17 protein-coding genes are annotated in these 20,314 nt (G+C 68.8%); 11 read left to right on the top strand and 6 right to left on the bottom strand.

What is annotated here, in order from left to right:
* Positions 1 to 32 precede the first annotated feature (32 nt).
* The 8 genes from ACSLGO_RS10150 (at position 33) to ACSLGO_RS10115 (ending at position 10,737) form a co-directional block, all read left to right on the top strand.
* On the top strand, positions 33 to 1,004 hold the full coding sequence (locus tag ACSLGO_RS10150) for an AAA family ATPase (protein WP_091606475.1): 972 nt from the start codon (positions 33 to 35) through the stop codon (positions 1,002 to 1,004).
* Positions 1,005 to 1,014: 10 nt separating this feature from the next.
* Entirely contained in the window at positions 1,015 to 2,214 is a 1,200-nt protein-coding gene (locus ACSLGO_RS10145; RefSeq protein ID WP_436401037.1) for a DUF58 domain-containing protein, read from the top strand.
* On the top strand, positions 2,211 to 4,697 hold the full coding sequence (locus ACSLGO_RS10140; RefSeq protein WP_436401036.1) for a transglutaminase-like domain-containing protein: 2,487 nt from the start codon (positions 2,211 to 2,213) through the stop codon (positions 4,695 to 4,697). Before ACSLGO_RS10145 ends, ACSLGO_RS10140 begins: the two co-directional genes overlap by 4 nt.
* Before the next feature lie 56 nt (positions 4,698 to 4,753).
* Positions 4,754 to 5,617: a PP2C family protein-serine/threonine phosphatase gene (locus tag ACSLGO_RS10135; RefSeq protein ID WP_152275181.1), complete on the top strand. Its 864-nt coding sequence runs from the start codon at positions 4,754 to 4,756 to the stop codon at positions 5,615 to 5,617.
* A 7-nt stretch (positions 5,618 to 5,624) separates the two neighbouring features.
* A complete protein-coding gene (locus ACSLGO_RS10130; RefSeq protein WP_436401035.1) occupies positions 5,625 to 7,154 on the top strand; it encodes an FHA domain-containing protein in 1,530 nt (509 codons plus the stop codon).
* On the top strand, positions 7,151 to 8,794 hold the full coding sequence (locus ACSLGO_RS10125; RefSeq protein WP_436401034.1) for a protein kinase domain-containing protein: 1,644 nt from the start codon (positions 7,151 to 7,153) through the stop codon (positions 8,792 to 8,794). Before ACSLGO_RS10130 ends, ACSLGO_RS10125 begins: the two co-directional genes overlap by 4 nt.
* Positions 8,795 to 8,940: 146 nt before the next feature.
* Positions 8,941 to 9,645 carry a hypothetical protein gene (locus tag ACSLGO_RS10120; RefSeq protein WP_263128646.1) on the top strand — a complete coding sequence of 235 codons (705 nt, stop codon included), beginning with the start codon at positions 8,941 to 8,943 and terminating at the stop codon, positions 9,643 to 9,645.
* A gap of 63 nt (positions 9,646 to 9,708) precedes the next feature.
* Positions 9,709 to 10,737, top strand: a complete 1,029-nt coding sequence (locus ACSLGO_RS10115; RefSeq protein WP_436401033.1) for an RDD family protein — start codon at positions 9,709 to 9,711, stop codon at positions 10,735 to 10,737.
* 95 nt (positions 10,738 to 10,832) lie between these two features.
* Here the strand turns inward: ACSLGO_RS10115 and ACSLGO_RS10110 are convergent, their stop codons facing one another.
* From ACSLGO_RS10110 to ACSLGO_RS10085, 6 genes are read right to left on the bottom strand one after another with little or no spacing between them, the layout of a single operon-like run.
* On the bottom strand, positions 10,833 to 11,843 hold the full coding sequence (locus tag ACSLGO_RS10110) for a DUF6177 family protein (RefSeq protein WP_436401032.1): 1,011 nt from the start codon (positions 11,841 to 11,843) through the stop codon (positions 10,833 to 10,835).
* Positions 11,843 to 12,256, bottom strand: a complete 414-nt coding sequence (locus ACSLGO_RS10105; protein WP_386886350.1) for a hypothetical protein — start codon at positions 12,254 to 12,256, stop codon at positions 11,843 to 11,845. Before ACSLGO_RS10105 ends, ACSLGO_RS10110 begins: the two co-directional genes overlap by 1 nt.
* The gene (eccCa, locus tag ACSLGO_RS10100; protein ID WP_436401031.1) at positions 12,253 to 16,254 is read right to left on the bottom strand and encodes a type VII secretion protein EccCa; all 4,002 of its coding nucleotides are present in this window, start codon (positions 16,252 to 16,254) and stop codon (positions 12,253 to 12,255) included. The genes ACSLGO_RS10105 and eccCa overlap by 4 nt, the downstream gene beginning before the upstream one ends.
* Complete coding sequence (locus ACSLGO_RS10095; RefSeq protein WP_325786608.1) at positions 16,251 to 17,279, bottom strand: MinD/ParA family ATP-binding protein; 1,029 nt, start codon at positions 17,277 to 17,279, stop codon at positions 16,251 to 16,253. Before ACSLGO_RS10095 ends, eccCa begins: the two co-directional genes overlap by 4 nt.
* Positions 17,280 to 18,626, bottom strand: coding sequence for a type VII secretion integral membrane protein EccD (eccD, locus tag ACSLGO_RS10090; RefSeq protein WP_436401030.1), 1,347 nt, complete (start codon positions 18,624 to 18,626; stop codon positions 17,280 to 17,282).
* Entirely contained in the window at positions 18,602 to 18,979 is a 378-nt protein-coding gene (locus ACSLGO_RS10085; protein WP_193313286.1) for a hypothetical protein, read from the bottom strand. Before ACSLGO_RS10085 ends, eccD begins: the two co-directional genes overlap by 25 nt.
* Before the next feature lie 244 nt (positions 18,980 to 19,223).
* On the opposite strand from ACSLGO_RS10085, the gene ACSLGO_RS10080 reads away from it, so the two are divergent.
* The 3 genes from ACSLGO_RS10080 to ACSLGO_RS10070 are packed head-to-tail and all read left to right on the top strand — an operon-like array spanning position 19,224 to position 20,290.
* Complete coding sequence (locus ACSLGO_RS10080; protein ID WP_055240353.1) at positions 19,224 to 19,559, top strand: hypothetical protein; 336 nt, start codon at positions 19,224 to 19,226, stop codon at positions 19,557 to 19,559.
* Between the two features lie 38 nt (positions 19,560 to 19,597).
* Positions 19,598 to 19,903 (top strand): pore-forming ESAT-6 family protein, encoded by a 306-nt coding sequence (locus ACSLGO_RS10075; RefSeq protein ID WP_436401029.1) that lies wholly within the window; start codon positions 19,598 to 19,600, stop codon positions 19,901 to 19,903.
* A gap of 3 nt (positions 19,904 to 19,906) precedes the next feature.
* Positions 19,907 to 20,290 carry a DUF6507 family protein gene (locus ACSLGO_RS10070; RefSeq protein ID WP_436401028.1) on the top strand — a complete coding sequence of 128 codons (384 nt, stop codon included), beginning with the start codon at positions 19,907 to 19,909 and terminating at the stop codon, positions 20,288 to 20,290.
* The last annotated feature ends 24 nt before the right edge of the window (positions 20,291 to 20,314 follow it).

The raw sequence follows: 20,314 nt of genomic DNA, 5'->3' as shown, positions 1-20,314 counted from the left end.
ACCCAATCCGCACCACCTAGGGGAACACCACCATGTCCATGACCGAAGAGCAGGCCGCCTGGTTCGCCGAAACCTTCGCCAAACTGGTCACCAACGTTGGCCAGGCAGTGCTGGGCAAGCCGCAGGCCGTGCGGCTGATCCTCACCTCCATGCTGGCTGAAGGACACGTGCTGCTCGAAGACGCCCCCGGCACAGGCAAGACCATGCTCGCCCGCGCGCTGGCTGCCACCGTGCAGGGAACCACGTCCCGCATCCAGTTCACTCCGGACCTGCTGCCGTCCGATGTCACCGGCATCACGATCTACGACCAGAAGACCCAGGCCTTCGAGTTCCACCGCGGTCCGATCTTCGCGAACGTGGTCCTGGCGGACGAAATCAACCGTGCCTCGCCCAAGACCCAGTCGGCACTGCTGGAGGTCATGGAAGAGTCACGGGTCACCGTGGACGGCACCACCTACACGCAGGAGCGCCCCTTCATGGTGATCGCGACGCAGAACCCGATCGAGCAGGCCGGCACCTATCGCCTGCCGGAGGCGCAGCTGGACCGGTTCCTGATCAAGACGTCCATGGGATATCCGGATCATGCGGCCACGGTTGAGCTGCTGGCCGGGTCCGCCACACGCGACCGGTCTGCCGCGTTGACCGCCGTCATCACCTCCGCCGCAGTGCGGGACATGGCTGACCTTGCCGCGTCCGTGCATACCGATACCTCCGTGCTCGAATACATCGCCCATCTGGCGGCGGCCACCCGCGAGGCTCCCGAAACCCGCCTCGGCGTCAGCGTCCGCGGCGCCCTGGCAATGGTCCGGGCCGCGAAGGTATGGGCTGCGGCCGAAGGCCGGAACTACGTACTGCCCGACGACGTGCTGACGCTCGCACCCAGCGTCTTTACCCACCGCCTGGTCATGGATCCCGAAGCCGAGTTCGCCGGCGCCACGGCTTCCGCCGTGCTGGACCAGGTCCTTGCATCCACTGCCGCGCCGCAGCAGCGCGTCAACGCCTAGGACCACCCGAGTGCCCAGTTTCCCCCGGATTCCCGCATCCGTCCTCCGCGCGCCGAAGGCTGTCTTCGCCAGCGTCACGGCACTGGGGTGGACCGTTGCCGCCCTCGCCGCGGCGTGCTGGCTGGCCGGCGGACTGCTGGGCTGGCGCGAGGCGCTGATCGCTGCCCTGGCGCTGTCGCTGGTGCTCGCCGCAGGGCTCGCCTTCGTCCTGGGACGGCAGGCCTATTCGGTGCGCCTGGACCTCACCCGCACCCGGGTAGCCGTGGGGGATGACGCCGTCGGCTCCCTGACCGTTGGCAACCCCGGGGCGCGTCTGCTGCTGCCTGCACTGCTGGAACTGCCCGTGGGGGCAGCGACCGCCGTCTTCGAACTGCCGCGCATGGCACCGGGAACCGAACACGAGGAACTGTTCCGGATCCCCACGCAGAAGCGGGCAGTGATTGTGGTGGGGCCGGTGGAATCGGTTCGCCGGGACCCGTTCGGCCTGCTGGGCCGCCGGCTGCGCTGGACGGACCCGGTGGACCTGTTTGTCCATCCGCGGACCGTGAACCTGCAGGGCTCGGCCACGGGATTCATCAAGGACCTGGAGGGACTGCCAACGCGGATCCTCAGCACCGCCGACGTGTCCTTCCACGCGCTGCGGGAATACGTACCGGGAGACGACCGCCGGCACATCCACTGGAAGACCACGGCACGGACCGGCACGCTGATGGTCCGCCAGTTCGAGGAGACCCGGCGTTCCCACCTGGCGGTAGCGCTCTCCGGACGCCGCGCGGACTACGGCAGCGAGGACGAATTCGAGCTGGCGGTGTCAGTGGCGGGATCCCTGGGCCTGCAGGCACTGCGCGAGCAGCGTGACCTGAGCGTGCTCACCCAGGACGGGTTGATGCGCAGCGGCAGCGGAACAATCCTCCTGGACGGCCTGACCCGTCTTGAAAGCACGGACCGCCGGGAGGGAACCCGGGAACTGGCCGGCCTCACTGCCGACGCCGTGCCCAACGCCTCAGTGGTCATCCTGGTGACCGGTTCAGTTCCGGGCGCCGCAGAACTGCGGTCCGCGTCGACTGCGATTCCTCCGGGTATCCGTACCCTTGTGGTCCGGTGTGCCGAGGGCGGAGCGCCGGGTCGCCGGGACATCGCCGACCTCACGGTGCTGGCGTGCGGCAACCTGGATGATCTTCCAGCGCTGATTCGGAAGGGCACGGCGTGAGCACCGAGACACCCCTGCGGCCCCGCGAACGCAACCGGCCGCGCCCCGTCAGGCCGGCCGGCACGGAACTGCTCACCCCCGAGGCAACGCGGCGGAGCCTCGAAGCGGCTGCACTGGCGCTGCTGCTGACCGCCGGCGTGCTGGGCTTCGGCCCGAGCTTCGGCGGGGACGCACGCTACCTGGTTGCCGGACTGGGCGGAGTAGTACTCGGGCTTGGCCTGGCTGCAGCTGCTGTTGCCCGCCGGTGGGGCGGTTGGGCGATTGCCGGAGCTGCCGGTGGAACCTACCTCGTCTTTGGGTCCGCCCTGGCGGCACCGGTCGAAGCAGCCGCGGGAGTGCTGCCAACCCCCGGATCGCTGCGGGTGCTGGTGCTCGGCCTGGTCTTCGCCTGGAAGGACCTGCTGACCGTTGCCCCGCCGGTAGGGACGGCAGGCGGCATGCTGGTGGTCCCGTTCCTGCTCAGCCTCCTGGCCGCACTTGCCGCCGGGCTGCTCGCGTGGCGAGTCCGCGGCGCGTACTGGCCTGCCCTTCCCATCCTGGCCCTCTTCGCCGCCGGCATTGCCTTTGGCACCAAGGATGTTCCGCTGCCGGGCCTGCGGGCACTCCTGCTGGCTGCCGGGCTGCTGGTTTTCCTGTCCTACCGCCGCGCCCGCGCGCAGTCCGCTTCCGCAGCACCGCAGGCTGCCCTGGGTTCGGCGCCGGCACGTGCTGCCCGGCTGCGCCGCAGGGTATACGGGGCGGCAGTCCTAGCCGCAGCGGCCGCGCTGTCGCTGGCGGCGGCACCGCTGCTCGGGACGGACCTGGACCGTAAAGTCCTCCGCGACACGGTGGAACCGCCCGTAGACCTGTTCAACTTCCCGAGCCCCCTGACTGACTTCCGGCGCTATGTGAAGGACAACGCGGAAACCACGCTGTTCACCGTCCAGGGCCTGCCGGAAGGCCAGCGGGTCCGTCTCGCGGCGATGGATGCCTACGACGGCGTGGTGTACAACGTCAGCGGACAGGCTGCAGGCGGTTTCGCCCGGGTAGGAGACGCAGGCACGCTTGGCGGCGGCTCCGCAGACGGCGAAGCGGCAACCCTGCAATTCGAAATCCGTGACTACAACGGTGCCTGGCTGCCCTCCGGGGGGGACGTCCGTGCCCTCCGCCCCGGCGGTGACCGTGCACGGGACATCGCTGCCGGGCTGTATCACGATGCCGGGACCGGCACGATGCTCGCCACGGCCGGCGTCCAGTCCGGCGACAGCTACGAGACGGCGGTGGTGTTCCCGGAGGAATACGACGACGCCCAGCTGGCCCAGTACGGTTTCGCCCAGACCGCGATGCCGCGGCTGCAGCAGGACCCGCCCATTATCGGGGCCAAGGCAGCGGAGTTCGCGGGAGAGGAAACCACCCCCATCCAGCGGGTCAGGCAGCTGCAGCAGATCCTCGCCACCGAGGGATACTTCAGCAACGGCAAGGACGGACAGACTCCTTCACTGCCGGGTCACGGTGCCGCCCGGATGGTCAGCCTGCTCGACGCCGAGCAGATGGTCGGGGACGACGAGCAGTACGCGGTGGCCATGGCGCTGATGGCGCGGAAGCTGGGAATTCCGGCGCGCGTAGTGATGGGTTTCTATCCTGACTGGGAGGAGCTCGAGGGCATGCCGGAGAAGGTTGAGATCACCGGCGATGACGTACATGCCTGGGTGGAAGTCGAGTTCGAACGGGTGGGCTGGGTGCCGTTCTTCCCCACCCCGGATGAGGACAATGAACCCGTCCCGCCGCAGCAGCAGCCCAAGTCCACGCCCAAGCCGCAGGTTCTCCAGCCGCCGCCCCCGCCGCAGGAACCCGCTGAACTGCCGCCGGACACGGCAGCGGACCCGCAGGACGCCGATGAGAAGGACGAGGATCTCTGGAAGAGCGTTTCCGGGATCCTGCGCATGCTGGGACTGGCATCCCTGCCCCTGGTTCTCCTGTTCGGCCCGCTGCTGCTGATCCTGGCGATCAAGCGCAGGCTGCGCATCAAGCGCCGCACTTCGGGAGGCACCGCCCAGCGGGTCGCCGGAGGCTGGCGGGAAGTGCTGGGTGCCGCAGCGGACCTGGGCGTTATGGTCAGCGGCCGGCGAACACGCCGGCAGGACGCCGCTGCCCTGGGCCGGGCCTTCCCGCTCGGGGCGGAAGCCACTGCCGCACTGGCGCGGCGTGCCGACGCCGGCGTCTTCGGCCCCGGCGATCCCACCGAGGAAGAGGTGGGCGCCTATTGGGAGGACGTGGAAAAGGTCCGTGTATCCCTGACCGGAACCGCAGGCTTCTGGCAGCGCCAGCGCGCCCGCTATTCGCTGCGTTCCCTCCGCCTTGAATCCAGGCTGGCGTCGCGGCCACGGCCTCATGGCGCGCGCCGCGGATGGTTCGCGGGACTGTTTGGGCGGCTGCGTGGAGGAGCGTCGAAGGTGACCCGCCGCACCGGCGCTGCTCAAGATCCCCGGGGTCCGTTAGGGTAATGGAGAGAACAGGTAAGACAGATCACTACAGTGAGCAGCTTCCGGATAGGGCATGAATGAACTCCGACGAAAAGACATCTGAGCCCCTGGAACTAGAAGCAGTCTTTGGGTACGCCTCAGACCGCGGACTGCGGCGGGAGCTGAACGAAGACTCGCTGATCGCGGCAGACCCGGTGTTTGCCGTGGCAGACGGCATGGGCGGACACGAAGCCGGCGAGATTGCCAGCAGCATCTGCGTCCGCACCCTGGGGGATTCGCGGCTGGTGGGCGAACACCTTCCCGAGGTCCCGGCTGCGGAGATCGAGGAACTGCTGGCCAAGGCAGACCGCCAGATCCGCGAAGCCACCGGAGGCCGTGCCGGAACCACCCTCACCGGTGCAGTGCTGGTCCAGGAAGAATCCCGTCCGTACTGGCTTGTCTTCAACGTCGGTGACTCCCGTACCTACCGGCTGTCCAACGGCGCGCTGGAACAGATCACCGTGGACCACAGTGAAGTGCAGGAACTGGTTGACCTTGGCCAGATCACCCCGGACGAGGCGCTGGTTCATCCACGCCGGCACGTCGTCACCCGTGCCCTGGGCACGGGCAATGACACCAACGCCGATTTCTGGCTAATTCCCGTTGAGCCGGGGGACCGGCTGATGGTCTGCTCCGACGGTCTCACCGGTGAAGTCAGCGACGGGCATATCTTCCAGGTCCTTTCCTCCGTCAGCAACCCCCAGGACGCCTGCGCGGCGCTGGTGCAGGCAGCCCTGCGCGCCGGCGGCCGGGACAACATCACCGTGCTGGTCATCGATGCGCACTCCGGAACGTCAAACCCCGATTCAGGCGCGATCACGCTCCCAGGACTCGCAGCACCGAACCCGGCGGACAGCACACCGGCATCCCCCGCGGCGGAGCCGGCAGAAAACGGACAGTGATTAGCTGATGGACGGACTGCGGTATCGGCAGCACCCCGGCGCGGCCTGGCTGGTGCTGGTGCGCGGCACCCGTGTGGTGCTGCTGCCGGCGGAGACCAGCCAGGAGCGGCTGGATGGAGTCTGGGCGTCGCTGCAGGGCAGCGCGCCGCTGGAGGACCTCTTCGACGCCGTCACGGGCGGACTCGCCGGCTCGCTGAGCAGGCTTCCCTCTTTCGGGCTGGTCTCGGTGGACAGCCAGGTGACTGTCCTGCTGCGTGGCCCGCTGGAACTGGATGTTGACGGGGCTGCGGCTGCCTCCGGCAGCAACCTCCGTACCTGGAGCGAGCAGGTCTTCCCCGCTTCCGGCAGGCTGGTGCTGCGCCCGGCCGGCAGCCGGGAGGAGCAGCCGTCGTCACCGCTTCTGCTGCTGCGCGAGGGCATGGCGCCCGTGCAGGGCATCGAAATCGACCTGGCGGCTGCCCCGGCCCCCGCATCCTCCGGGCCTGCCGCTGCGGTCCCCGCAGAAGCGGCTTCCATCGATATTCCGCCCGTCCCGGCGGAACCGCCGCCCGCTTCCTCCGAGACGGCGCCTGCCCCTACTGAATCGGCCCTACCGGCCGGCGCGGGACCGGCCGAACGTGAACCGTCCATACCGGATACGGCCCCACCGGCCACGCCCGATACAGCCGTGCCGGCCCCGGCCCCGGCCCCGGTCGAACCCGAACCGGTTGAGCCGGCACCTGCAGCAGGGCCTGACCTCAGTGCCGCTGTTCCCTGGCTGAACCTCACGCCGCCCCCGCTGTCCCCGGACGACTCCGCGCTCACCCGGGAAACCGAATCCGCTCCGGATGGCGGCGAACCCACCGAGACCCTCCCGCCCATGGACCATGACGGCAACACGGTCATGGGGTTCAGGCCCCAGCCCGGCACGGCGGTACCCGGTACCCCGCTGCCCGCCACGCCTGCCCCGGACGCCGGAACGGGTGAAGCCGCGGATTCGCCTGTGGGAGACGAGGACGACGGCGAGACGATCCGTTCTGCCCCGGCTGGGCCGCGCCCATCCACCCCGTCAGCGGGGACTGCACCCGTCACGGACACCGGGCCCACTGTGCTGGCCCGTACCTGCAGCCGGGGCCACGTGAATCCTCCAACCGCTGCCGCCTGCCGTTTCTGCGGAGCGGAACTGTCCGGGGATCCGCAGCCCGTTCCCCGGCCCAGCCTGGGGCTCATGCGTCTGTCCACCGGTGCCGTGTATGAGTTGGACCGGAACATCATCATCGGACGCCAGCCGTCGGCGTCGCGCGTGGCCGGAGCACAGCTGCCAAGGATGGTCCAGGTGCCCAGCGACAGCGGAGACATTTCCCGCTCCCACGCCGAGGTCCGGCTGGAAGGCTGGCACGTGATGCTCCGGGACCTGTTCTCGACCAACGGGACGGTACTCATCCGGGACGGTGCGCTGCCGCGGCGCCTGGCACAGGGCGAGACGGCGATCCTGCTGGACGGAGACGTCGCCGAACTGGGTGACGGGGTCACGCTCCGCTTCGAAGGGCTCGCATGAAGAAGCGGCCGCCCGCGCCGCCGCCCGCCATCCCCGGTTTCCGTTTCCTGGAGCACCTGGGATCGGGTGGCTTCGCCGACGTCTATCTGTACGAACAGGACCGCCCGCGCCGCCGAGTGGCCGTCAAGGTCCTGCTGTCCGATCTGCGGAGCGACTCAGCACGGGCCGGGTTCGAGGCTGAAGCGAACCTCATGGCGCAGCTTTCCTCCCATCCGTACATCGTCACGATCTACGAGGCGGACACGACCGCCGAAGGCCGTTCCTACCTGGCCATGGAATACTGTTCCCGGCCAAGCCTCGATGCCAGGTACCGGCAGGGCGGGCTCCCGCTGGCCGAGGTACTGGCCGTCGGTGTGCAGGTGGCATCGGCCGTGGAGACCGCGCACCGGGCAGGAATCGCCCACCGTGACATCAAGCCGGCGAACATCCTCACCACGGACTACAACCGGCCCGCGCTGACGGACTTCGGAATATCCGGGACGATGGACGGCGACGAGGACGATGATGTGGGGATGTCCATTCCCTGGTCGCCTCCGGAAGCCCTGTCCGGCGCCCGCGTGGACGGCATTCGGGCGGACGTGTATTCCCTGGGGGCCACGCTGTACACGTTGCTTGCCGGCAGGTCACCGTACCTCCGCCCCGGGCGGAGCAACGCACCGCGGGATTTGGTGGACCGGATCGTTTCCGAGCAGCTGACCCCCACCGGGCGCAGCGACGTGCCAGAATCCCTGGAACTGGCGCTCGCCACAGCCATGGCGAAGAGCCCCGAATCCCGGTACTCATCCGCCTATGCCTTCGCCCTGGCGCTGCAGCGGATCCAGGCGGAACTGAACCTGTCCGTCACGGAGTTCGCGGTGCTGGACGAAGCCGGCCGCCAGGAACCTGCACAGGACGACGGCGAACGCACCCGGGTGCGCAGGGTCGTCTCGATCGATCCGGCGGCAACCACCTTTCCTCCGACACTGCGGGGCGGCACGGGCCTGGCTCCGGAAACGTACGAAGACACCGCCGACGGAACCGTCCTCCGTGCCCCGGCCGTACTTTCTGCCGGCGCCCAGCCGGATAACGCCGGCGTGGACGCTGCCGGAACGCAGGCGGCAGCCCCGTCCGGGGCGGGGGTGCCCGGGGGACCCCAGACGCACCCGGATCCGAACGGCACACCGTCCCGCGCAGCAGCCGGCCGGCAAGTCCCGCCGGATCCTGATCCGGGCATGCCGGTTGCCGGAAAACGAGCTCCGCGGGGACGCCTCATCGCCGGACTTGCCGGAGCGGCGCTGGTGGCTGCCGTAGCGGCTGCGGTGGTCCTGGCTCCGGACCCGGACCAACGCCCGGATGCTGCGCAGCCGTCCCAGCCGCCGTCGAACGCACTGGGCGGGCTGGAAGGTTCGGTGGCGCCGCCGTCGGACCTCACCGGTGTAAGGGAAGCGGATAACGCGGTGTTCCGCTGGGATAATCCGGCCCCCCAGGAAGGGGACATCTACCTTTGGCGGAGCGTCACCGCCACGAGCAAGGGTGAGCTGGTCCGCACGTCGGAAGCTGAGGCCGTGATACCGGCGACGGGGGCGCAAACCTGCATTGAGGTCCAGGTGGCCCGGGCCAACGGACGGGCCTCGGAGCCCGCGGCGGTGTGCACCGGTTAGCACACGCGCCGCGCGCCGGGAGCACCGGCACGGGGATGGGCCGCGGATAGGACATAATAAGCCGTTGGGGAGCGCCAACACCGTGCTGCCCAGGCAAGGCTTCCGCTGCAGGAAATGCGCCGGGGCCGCTACGAAGGAGAGGGATCTTGGGGGATCTGGCGATCGATTTTAGCGGGGAGTGGCACGAGCCCGGTGACGGGGCTGTGTTCCGGATCGGACGCGAGGGGGACCTCGCCATCGATGACAACCCGTACCTGCACCGGCAGTTCCTCACCATTTCGCAGGAACACGGCATCTGGTGGCTGACCAACATCGGAAGCCGGATCTCAGCGACGATCTCCGACTCAAAGGGCGGCATGCAGGCCTGGGTTTCGCCGGGTGCCCGGATACCGCTGGTGTTCGAGCAGACCCGGGTGATCTTCACTGCCGGTCCCACCACCTATGAGTTCGATGTCCACCTCAAGACACCGTCATTCCGGCCGGACCCGCTGGACGGATCCGGATCGGGGGAGACCACGATCGGCCCGGTAATGTTCACCGAGTCGCAGCGCGCCGTGATCGTGGCGCTTGCCGAACCAATGCTGCGCCGCGACGGCACCGGCTACAGCGCACTGCCAACATCGGCGGACGCAGCGGCACGGCTGGGGTGGTCCCAGACCCGGTTCAACCGCAAGCTGGACAATGTGTGCGACAAGCTGGACCGGGTGGGAGTCGCCGGGCTACGCGGCGGGCCTGGAAAACTGGCGGTGAACCGCAGGGCACGCCTGGTGGAGCACGCCGTGACGTCGCAGCTGGTGACGTCGGCGGACCTCGTCCTGCTGGACCAGGTCTCCGCTGAGCCGGAGGCTTAGGACGGAAGCTGTTCCCACCCCGGGCACGCGGAAAGAAATAACGCTAGGAACGAAGAGGCAAAGGTGACCAACCCGAATCTTGTGAACGCGACGGCAGGCCAGAGGCTGGCAGCCCGCGCGGTGGACAGCGTGCCCCTGGTTGTTCTTGCGCTGGTCGCAGTGCTCGTTCCGGGCCAGCCCGCGCTCCTGGTGTGTGCCGCCGGCGCTGCCGGATACCTGGCCTGGATCTGGTGGTGGGAAGCGGCCAGCGGGCAGACTCCTGGCAACCGGGTCCTAGGACTGAGGACGGTGAATGAAGACGGCCTTGCTCCGGGCTTCGCCGCTGTGCTGGTCCGCAACCTGCTCCTGACCGTCTCGGCCGTAACCGTGGTGGGCCCCTGGATCATGACCGTCTCCAACCTGTGGGATCATCCCACCCGCCGCCGGGGCTGGCATGACAAGGCCGCCCGTACGCTCGTTGTCGATATCCGGGCCGGCCGCGACCCGCTCTTGACCGGTGGACGCTGGGCCGGGGCAGCCGCGCCGGCGCCGGTCCCTGCCGGCGCGTCGGCTACCGGGTGGGTGCCGGGGCCTTCGACGACGCCGGGGCCTTTGACGACGCCGGCCGCACCCGCTGCGCCGATCAGCAGCGTGCCCGGGGCCCGCAGCACGCTTGAAACAGCCGCACCCGCAACCGCACCCGCAGCGCAGACCGCTGCCGGCATCCCTGCCGCGGAAGATGACGAGGACGTTGAGCTCACCCGCATCGTCTCCCGCGGGCAGGGGACCGGATGCCGCTTGGTGTTCGACGACGGCGCCGCCGTCCGGGTCACCGGCACCGCCCTGCTGGGCCGGAACCCCGCGGCGGCCATCGGTGAGACAGTGAACCAGCTGATCGACTTCGCCGACATGGGCCGCTCCGTGTCCAAGACCCACCTGCATCTGCAGTCGGACGGTTCAACCGGGCTTTGGATTACGGACCGGGGCTCCACCAACGGCAGCTCGATCGTGGCTCCGGACGGCCGGCACGAGGCCCTGGCGCCCCACAGTCCCGTGCTCGCGCCGTCGGGCAGCACGGTCTATTTTGGCGACCGCCACTTCACGGTCGGCTGACCCTGCACGGGACTCCTGGCCGGGACGTTCCACCGCCCCTTAGACACCTCGCTCGTTCCTCGCTCGGCGATGCGGGGCTACATGGAACGTCCCGGCTAGAGAAGCGGCTCGGGTGCCAGCTCCACGGCCAGGCGGGCGTAGGCCTCCAGCGGATGGAGTTCTCCCGGCAGCTGTTCCAGTGAATACCGCACACCCAGGGACTGGGCCGGCGCCGCGCCAATGAGGTCCGCACGGGGGCCGGCGGAAGCCAGGGCGGACGCTGCCTGCCGTCCGGCAAGGGCCTCCGGACCGAAGAGGGCAGCGCCGGGAACTGCTGTGCCGGTAAACCGGGCCGGCCGCAGCAGATCGCGGTATCCGAGGCCGTAAGCCAGCACTGCAGTGCGTGCCCGGGCGGTGTGCATGGACCACAGGAACTCATCCAGCCCGGCATCGTCCAGCGGAGCCCGGGCACCGGCCAGCAGCTCGACGCTCTCCATCACACCGGAGCGTGTCCGCTCCACGGTGACTACTGCGATTGAACCGCTGCGTTCCCCCGGGCCGGATACCGAACCCGGGGCGGAACCAAGGACCACCAGGCGGCTGGGCAGCGGAGCCCGGCCGTAGCAGTAGTCGGAGAAGGCCGCGGCGTCCCACGTTTCGCTCACCGGTTCATACAGTCCCCAGCCCACGGGCAAAGATCCCGTGACAGCGTCAAAGACGCGCTCGGTGAACGTTCCGGCCCGGGTGGAGAGCGACGCCGGGTGCACCACGGACGCGCGGACATGGAAGTAGGCGCCTGGGCTCCGTTCCGCGGCGAGGAAATCGTCCGCCACGGTGCCGGCGGGCTGCAGGGTGCCGCCGTCCCAGGTTTGGGCCTGGCCGGTCACGGCGTCGAAGAACCCGCCGTCGGAACCGGTGGCCATCCAGGACGCGCTGTCGCCGTTGAACAGGGCGGACAGCGGAAGCGTGAGGGAAGACGCGGAGGGAGTCAGCAGCACGAACCGGCGGCCGGACTCCACCGCTCCGGCGTGGGCCCGGGCGAGCCAGGGACTCAGGCCGGCCACCGGCTGGTCGCAGAAGACCATCGCAGTGGACGCGGTGAGGAAGTCGTACGCAGAATCGTGCATCAGGAACGCACCCCGTCAGGCAGGAGGACCACGCCGCCGGTTAGCCGCGCCAATGTGTGGCTGAGCGCGTCAGCCAGCCTTCCGCCGTCGGGCACCCCTCCGGTGGCATGAACCTCGAGCCACCACAACGGTGCCGCGGACCCGGTGCCCTCGGCGGTGAAGAACTCCGGAACCGCGGACCCTGCCGGAGCGCTGACGTCCGCGCCGGAGAGCAGCCGCAGCACTTCCCCCGGCAGCCGTATGAGGCGGGGGAGCTCCAGGACCAGGGGGACGCTGTCTCCGTCGAGTATTTCCAGGACCTGCCCCGCCGCGGCTTCGCGCATGCTCTTCTCCGGCATGGTCTCGGCGAGGGCCTGGACCACGGTTCGGCGATCCGGTTCTCCGGTGCTGACCACCACCCACCGCGCACTCACTGGCCACCCACAGGGGCCACGGCGCCGGCCGGATCATTGAGGAACAGCTGGATCATTTGCACCGGACGCCCGGGCTGGATCAGCTGGGCACGGCCGGGGGGCAGCGTACGGGCCCGGACACCGTTGATCAGGCCTCCCTCGGTCCGGTCGCCGGAGAGGATCAGGGCCGCGCTGCCGGAGTCCCGCAGGGCAGTAAAGAAGGATTCATACATGCCGCGGCTGGCGCCCCGCACCCGGCGCGACAGCACTGCGTGCAGCCCAATCTCCGGGGCCAGGGGAAGGTACGGCGTGAGGCGCGCGAGCGGTGAGGAACCGCCGGCCGTCAGCACGTCATAGTCATCGATTACCAGGACCACACGGGGGGCCGCCGCGATCTCCTCGGGGGAGGCACCCACGCGTTTCTCCAGCTCGGACGCGACGGCAGCCGCCAGCTTCTCGGCCATCGCCGCGCTGGTCGCGTAGCCGCCCAGGTAGTCCTCCTGCACCTCGCCGGCGAGAGCCCGGCGGGGATCGAAGACAGCAAAGACGATGTTCTCGGCAGTGTGCTGGGCAGCGAGGGTTCGGACCACGCTCCGAAGCACGTTGGATTTGCCCGAGGCATCATCACCCATGACCACCAGGTGGTGCTCACGGCCCTGGAGATCCAGGTTCTCGGTCCCCAGATCGGTTTCCCGCAGTCCCAGCGGCACCAGGCCCGGCACGGACGGCACCGCCGCGGGATCCGCCGGTGCCACGGCAGGCAGCACACGGACCGCCATTGCCCGGCCGTCGGTGGACGCGGCAACGGCAGCAACCAGGTCCCGCGTTCCCTGGATGGCGGACCCGTCATCCGGATTTCCGTCGATGCGCGGCAGGGCGACGTGGCCCTGCAGTTTGCGGTCCGTCAGTGCCCGGCCCGGCGTGCCGGGGCTTAGGGCTTCGGCCAGCTTGCGGCCGTGCGCGGACTCGCCGGGATCGGCCAGCCGCAGCTCGATCCGGTTGCCGAAGAAGCTCTGCTGCGCAATCCGGATTTCATTCATGCGCGAGCAGGTGACCACCACGTGGATGCCGTAGCCGCCGCCGCGGGAAATGAGGGCGTGGACGGACTTTTCAATGTCCTCGAACTCGTCTGACAGTTGTCCGTAACCGTCGACCAGCAGCACAATGTCCGCGCTGGAAAGTTCCGGAATCCGGCCCTGGGCATGCAGGGTCCGCAGCGTGCCGAGCGAATCGATCTGGTACTTCTCGAAGATCCGCTCGCGCTGGTTCAGCATGCCCAGTACCTCGTCCACGGTCCGGCGGACGACCTCCCGGTTGGTGCGCACGGCTACGCCGCCCACGTGGGGGAGTCCTTCCAGCGGGAGCAGGGAGCTGCCGAGCAGGTCCACCGCATAGATCCCTGCCTCGGACGGCGTGTGGGTCAGGGCGAGCGACGCCGCAATGGTGCGCAGGGCGGTGCTCTTGCCGGTGGAGGGCCCGCCCACTATGGCGGCGTTCCCGCCGTTGGCGGCCAGGTCCAGGTGCCAGATGCCCTGCCACTGCTTGGCCGGGTCATCCAGCAGGCCAATGGGGATGGACAGGTTACCGCCGGCGTTCAGCCGCAGCCCCTGGCTGGTGGTGAGCACTCCGCCGGCAGCGGTGTCCAGCGCCAGGCCGCGGGGAAGCGGCGGCAGCCAGATGGGGTCCACTGCGCGGGGGAAACGGGCCAGGGTGTCCATGAGCGTGGACAGCACGGTAGGCCCGGTGGTGCGTTTGGCTGACGACGCCGAGGCAGGCGCGGGAGCGCCGCCGTCCCCGGGAGACTCCAGCGAAGCCGCGTAGCGGGGAACTTCGAGGACCGGCGGCTGTTCATCCGCTTCCTGTTCTGCGGGGGCAGCTGCGTCTTCCAGGGGGCCTGAGACATATCCGGCCTTGAAGCGGGTGTAGGTGGTGGTGTCCACCTTGAGGTAGCCGAAGCCCGGCACGGGCGGAAGGTGGAAGGCGTCCGGCGTGTCCAGGACAGTCCTGGACTCGGATTCGGAGAGGGTCCGCAGGCCGATCCGGTAGGAGAGGTACGTGTCCAGGCCACGCAGTTTGCCGCCCTCGATCCGCTGGCTGGAGAGCAGCAGGTGCACGCCGATGGACCGCCCGATGCGGCCAATGGAAAGGAAGAGTTCAATGAAGTCGGGGCGTGCGGTGAGCAGTTCACCGAATTCGTCGATGATGACCACCAGATGCGGAAGCGGCGGGAGGTCCTCGCCCTGGCCCTGGCGGTGTTTGCGGTGCAGCTGGTAGTCCGTGATGTTAGCCAGGTTGCCGGCGTCCTTGAGCACTTCCTGGCGGCGCTGGATTTCGCCGGACAGGCTGGCATAGACGCGTTCGATCAGGCTGACGTCATCGGAAAGGTTGGTGATGACGCCGGTGACCTGCGGGGCTTCCTCGAACGGTGCGAAGGTGGCTCCGCCCTTATAGTCCACAAGGACCATGGCCAGCAGCTCGGGCGGATGCGTGGCCAGCAGGCCCACCACCAGGGAGCGCAGCATTTCGGACTTGCCGGAACCGGTGGCGCCCACGCAGAGGCCGTGCGGGCCATGGCCAAACTGTGCTGACTCCTTGAGGTCAAGCAGCGCCGGACGGCCGCGATCGTCGGCCCCGAGCGGTACCCGGAGGAAGTCCACCTCGCTGCGCGGCTGCCAGAGCCTGCGGATATCTGCCTCATCCAGCCGCGGAGAAAGGCCGAGCATGTCCAGGAACCCTTCGGAGCTGCCGGTGCTTTCATGTTCCAGGGAATCGGGGGAGAGCCGCAGCGGAGCCAGGCTCCGTGCGAGTGACTCGGCCAGCTCCACGGGAAGGGAGTCCAGCGTGCCGCTGTCCAGGCGCGGCTGGACCGGATCCTCGCGGTAGTTCTCCAGCAGGAACCCCGAGTCGGTTTCGGAAATGCGAACAGCTACCTCGCCCGGCTCCTGCCCTCTGTCCGCGGCAAGGTAGAGGGTGGTGATGCCCAGCTGGCCCGGAGCGGCCTGCCGGTCCGGCAACGTCAGTTCGGACGGCAGCATGCCGTAACTGTCCGAAACCACCAGCAGGCGCGGAAGGGCTGAGCCGATTCCGCCGCGCAGGAAGTTCTTGCGGGCCTCGGCGGCCAGGTTGGAGCGGCGGGAAAGGTCGTCCTGGACCAGGTCGGCCAGCGAATCCATGCTGGGCGCGATCCGGCGGACGGGACCGGTGCGGTGGGTTTTGTCCTGGTCCGCCAGGTGCGGAAGCCAGGAAGCCCATTCCCAGTCCGCGCGCGTCTGCTCAGGGGAGACCACTGCCAGGTGCAGGTCTTCGGGTGAGGAGAATGCCGCAGACTGGAGTACCAGCAGGCGCGAGACCCGGAGCACGAATTCCCGCGAGCCCACCACGCTCACCGTTCCGGCGCCGTCCAGCGGAACGGTTACCGGCAGGTCGGGACTCGCCTCATAGCGCCGCTTAAGGATTTGCAGTTCTGCAGTCATGAAGGTGTCGTCGCGGGCCAGCGCGGACCCCGAATCCATAACCGTGATCTCCCGGTTGCTCCGGGTTCCGGTGCCAATCCTGGTGCGGAGGAAATCTTCGTTGTGCCGGCGGCGTTCCCAGACCCGGCGGTGATTGCGGATGATGTCGAACAGCGCCTCGGGCGGCGGATTGGCTGCGCGCGCGACGGCGGCCGCCTCCTGTTCCTGGACCCGCAGTGTAGTGCGGCAGCGCTCCAGGTACTCGAGGTAGTTTTCCCGCTGTTCCCGGCGCGCGCGTCCCTGTTTTCCGCGCTGGCTGACCATCATCACGATCGAGGCGAGGATGGTCACGATCATCATGAGCGCACCGACTGCCGCGAGCGGGGAGCCGCGGAAGAGCATCATCACGGTCATCGAAACGCCGGCGCCGAGCAGCGGCACCAGCGACATCATGTTCATGCCGCCTTTTCCGCCCTCGATCTGCGGCGGCGCGTCCAAAGTGAAAGCTTCCATGCTGCGGGCCGGCGGGGTAGTGCGGGCGGGGCGGTGCAGCAGTTTCACGCTCATACCCGGGCCCTCCTCCCGGAGTTGTTCTCCGCTTGCCTGGCTGCGGCGGGCTTTCCGGGCCGGCCGGGCGCGGAAGACGCAGCCGCGAGTACCCTGGCGGCCAGTTCGGCGGCCTGCAGCCGGGCGGCACGGGACAGGAGGCGGGGCTGGATCTCCACGCCGGCGGCCAGATGGGCGTCGTAGTCCAGCACTGCGGTGTCTATCCCGGAACGGGCGAGCCTGCGGGCCTCGGCTGCGGGCTTGAACGCACTGCGGGCGGAACGGGTGAGCAGCACCAGCAGCGGCACCTGTGCCAGTGACTGGTTGCTGCGCCAAAGCTCGGCGGCCTGCACTGCATCGTCGATTCCGGCCACGCTGGCCGGGGTGACGAAAAGGGCCAGATGGGATTCGGCCAGGGCCCAGTGAACGGCGTCGGATCCGAGACCCGCCGGGCAATCGAAGAGGGTGACCGGGCAGTACCGGGAGAGTACCCGGGAGAAGTGCGTGGCGTCGTCGTGCGTGGCTTTCCGGGTTCCCGCCGCGGACCGCCGCCCGGTGACCAGCAGGTTCTCCGGACCGGGAGACGCCACAATGTTCCGCACTTCGGCGAGCGAACCGGGGATGGTGCGTGCCAGCCTGGACGACGCGGCGTCCAGGGAAGGTGCATCCGGCGCCGCGAGGCGCAGTGCGAGCGTTCCGGCTTCGGCCAGGTCAACTGCGGCAGCGGCGTCGGCGCGGAGGGAAGCATAAGTGCGTGCCAGCAGGGCCGCGGCCGTGCTCCGTCCGGCACCCCCGCGGAAACCCGTCACCGCGATCCGCCTGCCGGTTGTCACAGGACGCTGCACGCCCGCGGCGGCTTCCGCCAGGGACTGAGCGTAGTCGTCCCCGCGGAACATGTCCGCGGCCTGCTGCAGCACCCGGCGTGCTGGGCCTTCCGCCGGGCGGGTGCGCAGCGTGCGCCGGAGGCGCTGGGGCGTGGACTCGAAGCCGTCGCCCTGGGCTGCTGCAGGCGCCCCAAAACCGTTACCGGGAGTTATCTGTGTCATCTAGAAGCTCTCCAGCAGTTGCGCGAAGATACCGAACATTCCGGCCGCGAGCGGGACGGACGCGAGGATGGCGAGGGTTTCCAGCCGCTTTGCGGCCAGCCGGAACCTGGCCTGGGCATGGTCCGGAAGGTCCAGGGACAACGCGATCCAGACTGCGGCGGCGAGCACCAGCACCGTAACCCCGGTTACCCAGGGCTGGTCCGCGAACCAGCGGCTGCCGCCGGCCGCGAGTGCGGCCAGCCCGACGGCGGTGGCGGCGTAGAGTGCCAGCCGCTCCGGGGCCAGCGGGAAGGCCCGGGCACGCAGGAACACCGCCAGCGTCAGCACGGCGACCAGCGGCAGCGACCAGGACTGCTGGGCTGTATCCGTGCCAAGGATCCACAGAGCGAGGGCAGCGGAAGCGGCGGCGGCTGCGGTGCCTGCTACCAGTCCGCCGTGTGCCGAAGCGATGGCCTCGAGGGCGTCGGGGCGTCCCACGTGGCCGCCCTTGGCCCGGCGGTCATCCAGTGCCGCTAATCCGGAGGCGGCCAGAGCCAGGCCCGGAAGCAGGCCAAGCAGCAGTACGCTGGCGATTCCGGCGAGGGCCGCGGCCAGGACAGCGGTTCCCGTGAGAACCACCGAGGCGCTCCAGAATGCCGCGGTGAGAGCCGTTACCAGCGCGCCGCTGTACATGACCCTGGGGTGGCGGTTCGCTGCGCCGAGGGCCAGGAGTGTTCCCGCGGTGGACCCGGCGAGAAGCAGGCCGGCGCGCGCGTAGTCGCCGTCGGTCCCGCCGAGGACTCCCGCTGCGTGGAGGGAGGATCCCAGCCCGGCCAGCCAGCCGGCTCCGAGTGCGGCGGGTCCCGCCGGAGAGGAGGGGCTGCGTCGGCAGACCAGGATTCCTGCGCCAGCGGCCAGCACGGCGAGGGCGGCGAGCAGCCACCAGGCTGCCTCCGGTGCGGTCGCTGCGATGATTAGTTCGGCACCGGCCCAGAGACCGGCGGCTGCGAACACACCGGCGGTGGCGTTTTTCCAGGTCCTGGTCCATCGTCCGCGAACTGCCTCGGTTTCGGCGACCACGAGGTCAGTGACGTCGTAGACGACCGGGGCTGGCGGGGCCTCGGACGCATTGCACAGCGCAAGTGCAGTGCCATCCAGCACCTCGGCCTGGGCAAGGGTATCTGTGGGGGTGAGTTCGGACCCGTCCGGGGTGACGAGGACCTTGGCGGCTACGTCCTCGGCAGGTTCGTCGCCCAGGAGATCCAGTACCTGCGGCAGAAGAGCCGCAACCGGCTGGTCCGAGGGCAGCAGCAGGTCCAGATGGCGCTGCCGGCCCACCAGCGTTACCCGTGTGTAGGCATGCGCCATGGCTGCCAGGCTCCCGTCTCGTGGCTCAGGTGTTCACTGCGTGTGTCTTGGGGGTCCAGACCGGCGCCGGCTGGTCCCGCTGCACTTCCGCCCTCGTGCCGTGGACCGGCTGCGGTGCTTTGCTGCTGCTGTTCCTGCTTGGCACGGTTCTGCTCGAGCAGGTTCGTGACGAACGAGTAGCCAACGCAGACGGCTGCAATAAGGGCGGCCACGGCAACGCTGAAGAGGAACAGCTTCACGGTGTCCGCCCAGCGGCGTTCGTTGGGGTTTCCCCCGTAGAGCAGGGCTGTAAGCAGCCGGTTTCGGCGGACGGCAACAGACTCAATGAGCTGGTTGTCGTAGTCGCTTGCCATGATGCATGTCCCCCCAATCACAAGTACGCTACATATCCTTACATGCCCCGGGCAGATTACCGGCGCGGCCGGGCGGTTATCCACATGGGTAGTTCTCCCCATTGCGGGTCGGAGGAAGTGCGGCTTGTATGAGGGGGTACCGCGCGGAAGCCAGGCCACCCTGTGTGGCCCTGGACGGCCGGAGCACCGGCAGCGGGGGGAATGACCGGACGAATGGCACGCAGGTGCCGGAGGTGGTAGACGAATGAAATTTGATATGGGGTCCTCGACCCTGGGCACACTGACGCAGCAGACGGGACACTCCAATGAGGACCTGGGCCAGCTGGTCCGCAACCTCATGGACGCCGTCACCCCGCTCCAGGGCAAGTTCAACGGCCAGGGCCGGGTGCGCTTCGATGAGTTCAAGGCCCGCACCGATGAGATCGCCAATGAGCTCAACAGCTCCCTGTCGGCGATCCTTATGGGCCAGTCGGAAATGGACCGTTCCTTCCAGATGGGCGACCAGGAGTCCGCGGACAACGCAGCCCAGCAGCAGGGCGCGGCCAGCTTTGACGCCGCACGCTTCGGCTCCTCGCGCTAACTCCGTCCCGTTTCCATAGTCTTAGAGAAGGAATTGCCATGTCCCAGGACCGTTTGAGCTATGACACCGATACTTCCGCTGCCGTGCAGGGAGACATCCAGACCATTGTTGCCCGGCTTGAGTCCCTGATCGCAGAACGCGAGAAAGCCGTGAACGCGGCTATGTCCGACTTCCAGGCGGACGGCGTCTCCGAGGAGTACCAGGCGGTGGAGAACCGCTTCCGCAATGCCGCCAACGAGACCCGCAACATCATCGCGCTGGTCAAGCAGACGCTTAACCTGAATGACCAGACGGCCTCCAGCGCGGGCTCCCGTGCCAGGAGCGCTGTCCAGAACATTGGCTAGCCGATGAGCTACAACGTCAACCCCGGCGCCGTAGCCGGAGTCCTCCAGCAGGTGGCACCCCTGCTGGAGGAATACGGTACCGAATTTGCTGCCGTGGGGGAGAAGATCAGCGAGCTGGCCACGGCCTGCATGGCTGAGCCGGTGGCAACCGAACTGGGTTCCCTCACCGAGAAGCTGATCAACCCGGCTTTCACCAATATTGCCGGACGCTCCTCGAACGCTTTGAACGCGGTCAACAACGTCTTGGCCATCCTGCTCGAATCAGACGGGCAGATGGCCAGCGATGCCCGCGAAGCGTCCATGCGTGCCGCGCAGTCTGCGGCGGACGATCCGCCTCCGCCTCCCGAACCTGCGGCCCACTACGGGCCAGGACCGCAGCCCCTTTAAGCCAGCCGCAGGCCCGACCAGTAC

The sequence above is a fragment of the Arthrobacter sp. IK3 genome (genome assembly GCF_051337705.1).
Classification (GTDB): domain Bacteria; phylum Actinomycetota; class Actinomycetes; order Actinomycetales; family Micrococcaceae; genus Arthrobacter_B; species Arthrobacter_B koreensis.
This window is presented reverse-complemented; position numbering and strand designations above follow the sequence as displayed.

Bases quoted from the DNA above. Each gene is read 5' to 3' on its own strand.
- ACSLGO_RS10150 (WP_091606475.1), top strand. From the start codon at position 33: ATGTCCATGACCGAAGAGCAGGCCGCCTGGTTCGCCGAAACCTTCGCC.
- ACSLGO_RS10135 (WP_152275181.1), top strand. From the start codon at position 4,754: ATGAACTCCGACGAAAAGACATCTGAGCCCCTGGAACTAGAAGCAGTC.
- ACSLGO_RS10130 (WP_436401035.1), top strand. From the start codon at position 5,625: ATGGACGGACTGCGGTATCGGCAGCACCCCGGCGCGGCCTGGCTGGTG.
- ACSLGO_RS10125 (WP_436401034.1), top strand. From the start codon at position 7,151: ATGAAGAAGCGGCCGCCCGCGCCGCCGCCCGCCATCCCCGGTTTCCGT.
- ACSLGO_RS10110 (WP_436401032.1), bottom strand. From the start codon at position 11,843: ATGCACGATTCTGCGTACGACTTCCTCACCGCGTCCACTGCGATGGTC.
- eccCa (WP_436401031.1), bottom strand. From the start codon at position 16,254: ATGAGCGTGAAACTGCTGCACCGCCCCGCCCGCACTACCCCGCCGGCC.
- ACSLGO_RS10095 (WP_325786608.1), bottom strand. From the start codon at position 17,279: ATGACACAGATAACTCCCGGTAACGGTTTTGGGGCGCCTGCAGCAGCC.
- eccD (WP_436401030.1), bottom strand. From the start codon at position 18,626: ATGGCGCATGCCTACACACGGGTAACGCTGGTGGGCCGGCAGCGCCAT.
- ACSLGO_RS10085 (WP_193313286.1), bottom strand. From the start codon at position 18,979: ATGGCAAGCGACTACGACAACCAGCTCATTGAGTCTGTTGCCGTCCGC.
- ACSLGO_RS10080 (WP_055240353.1), top strand. From the start codon at position 19,224: ATGAAATTTGATATGGGGTCCTCGACCCTGGGCACACTGACGCAGCAG.
- ACSLGO_RS10075 (WP_436401029.1), top strand. From the start codon at position 19,598: ATGTCCCAGGACCGTTTGAGCTATGACACCGATACTTCCGCTGCCGTG.
- ACSLGO_RS10070 (WP_436401028.1), top strand. From the start codon at position 19,907: ATGAGCTACAACGTCAACCCCGGCGCCGTAGCCGGAGTCCTCCAGCAG.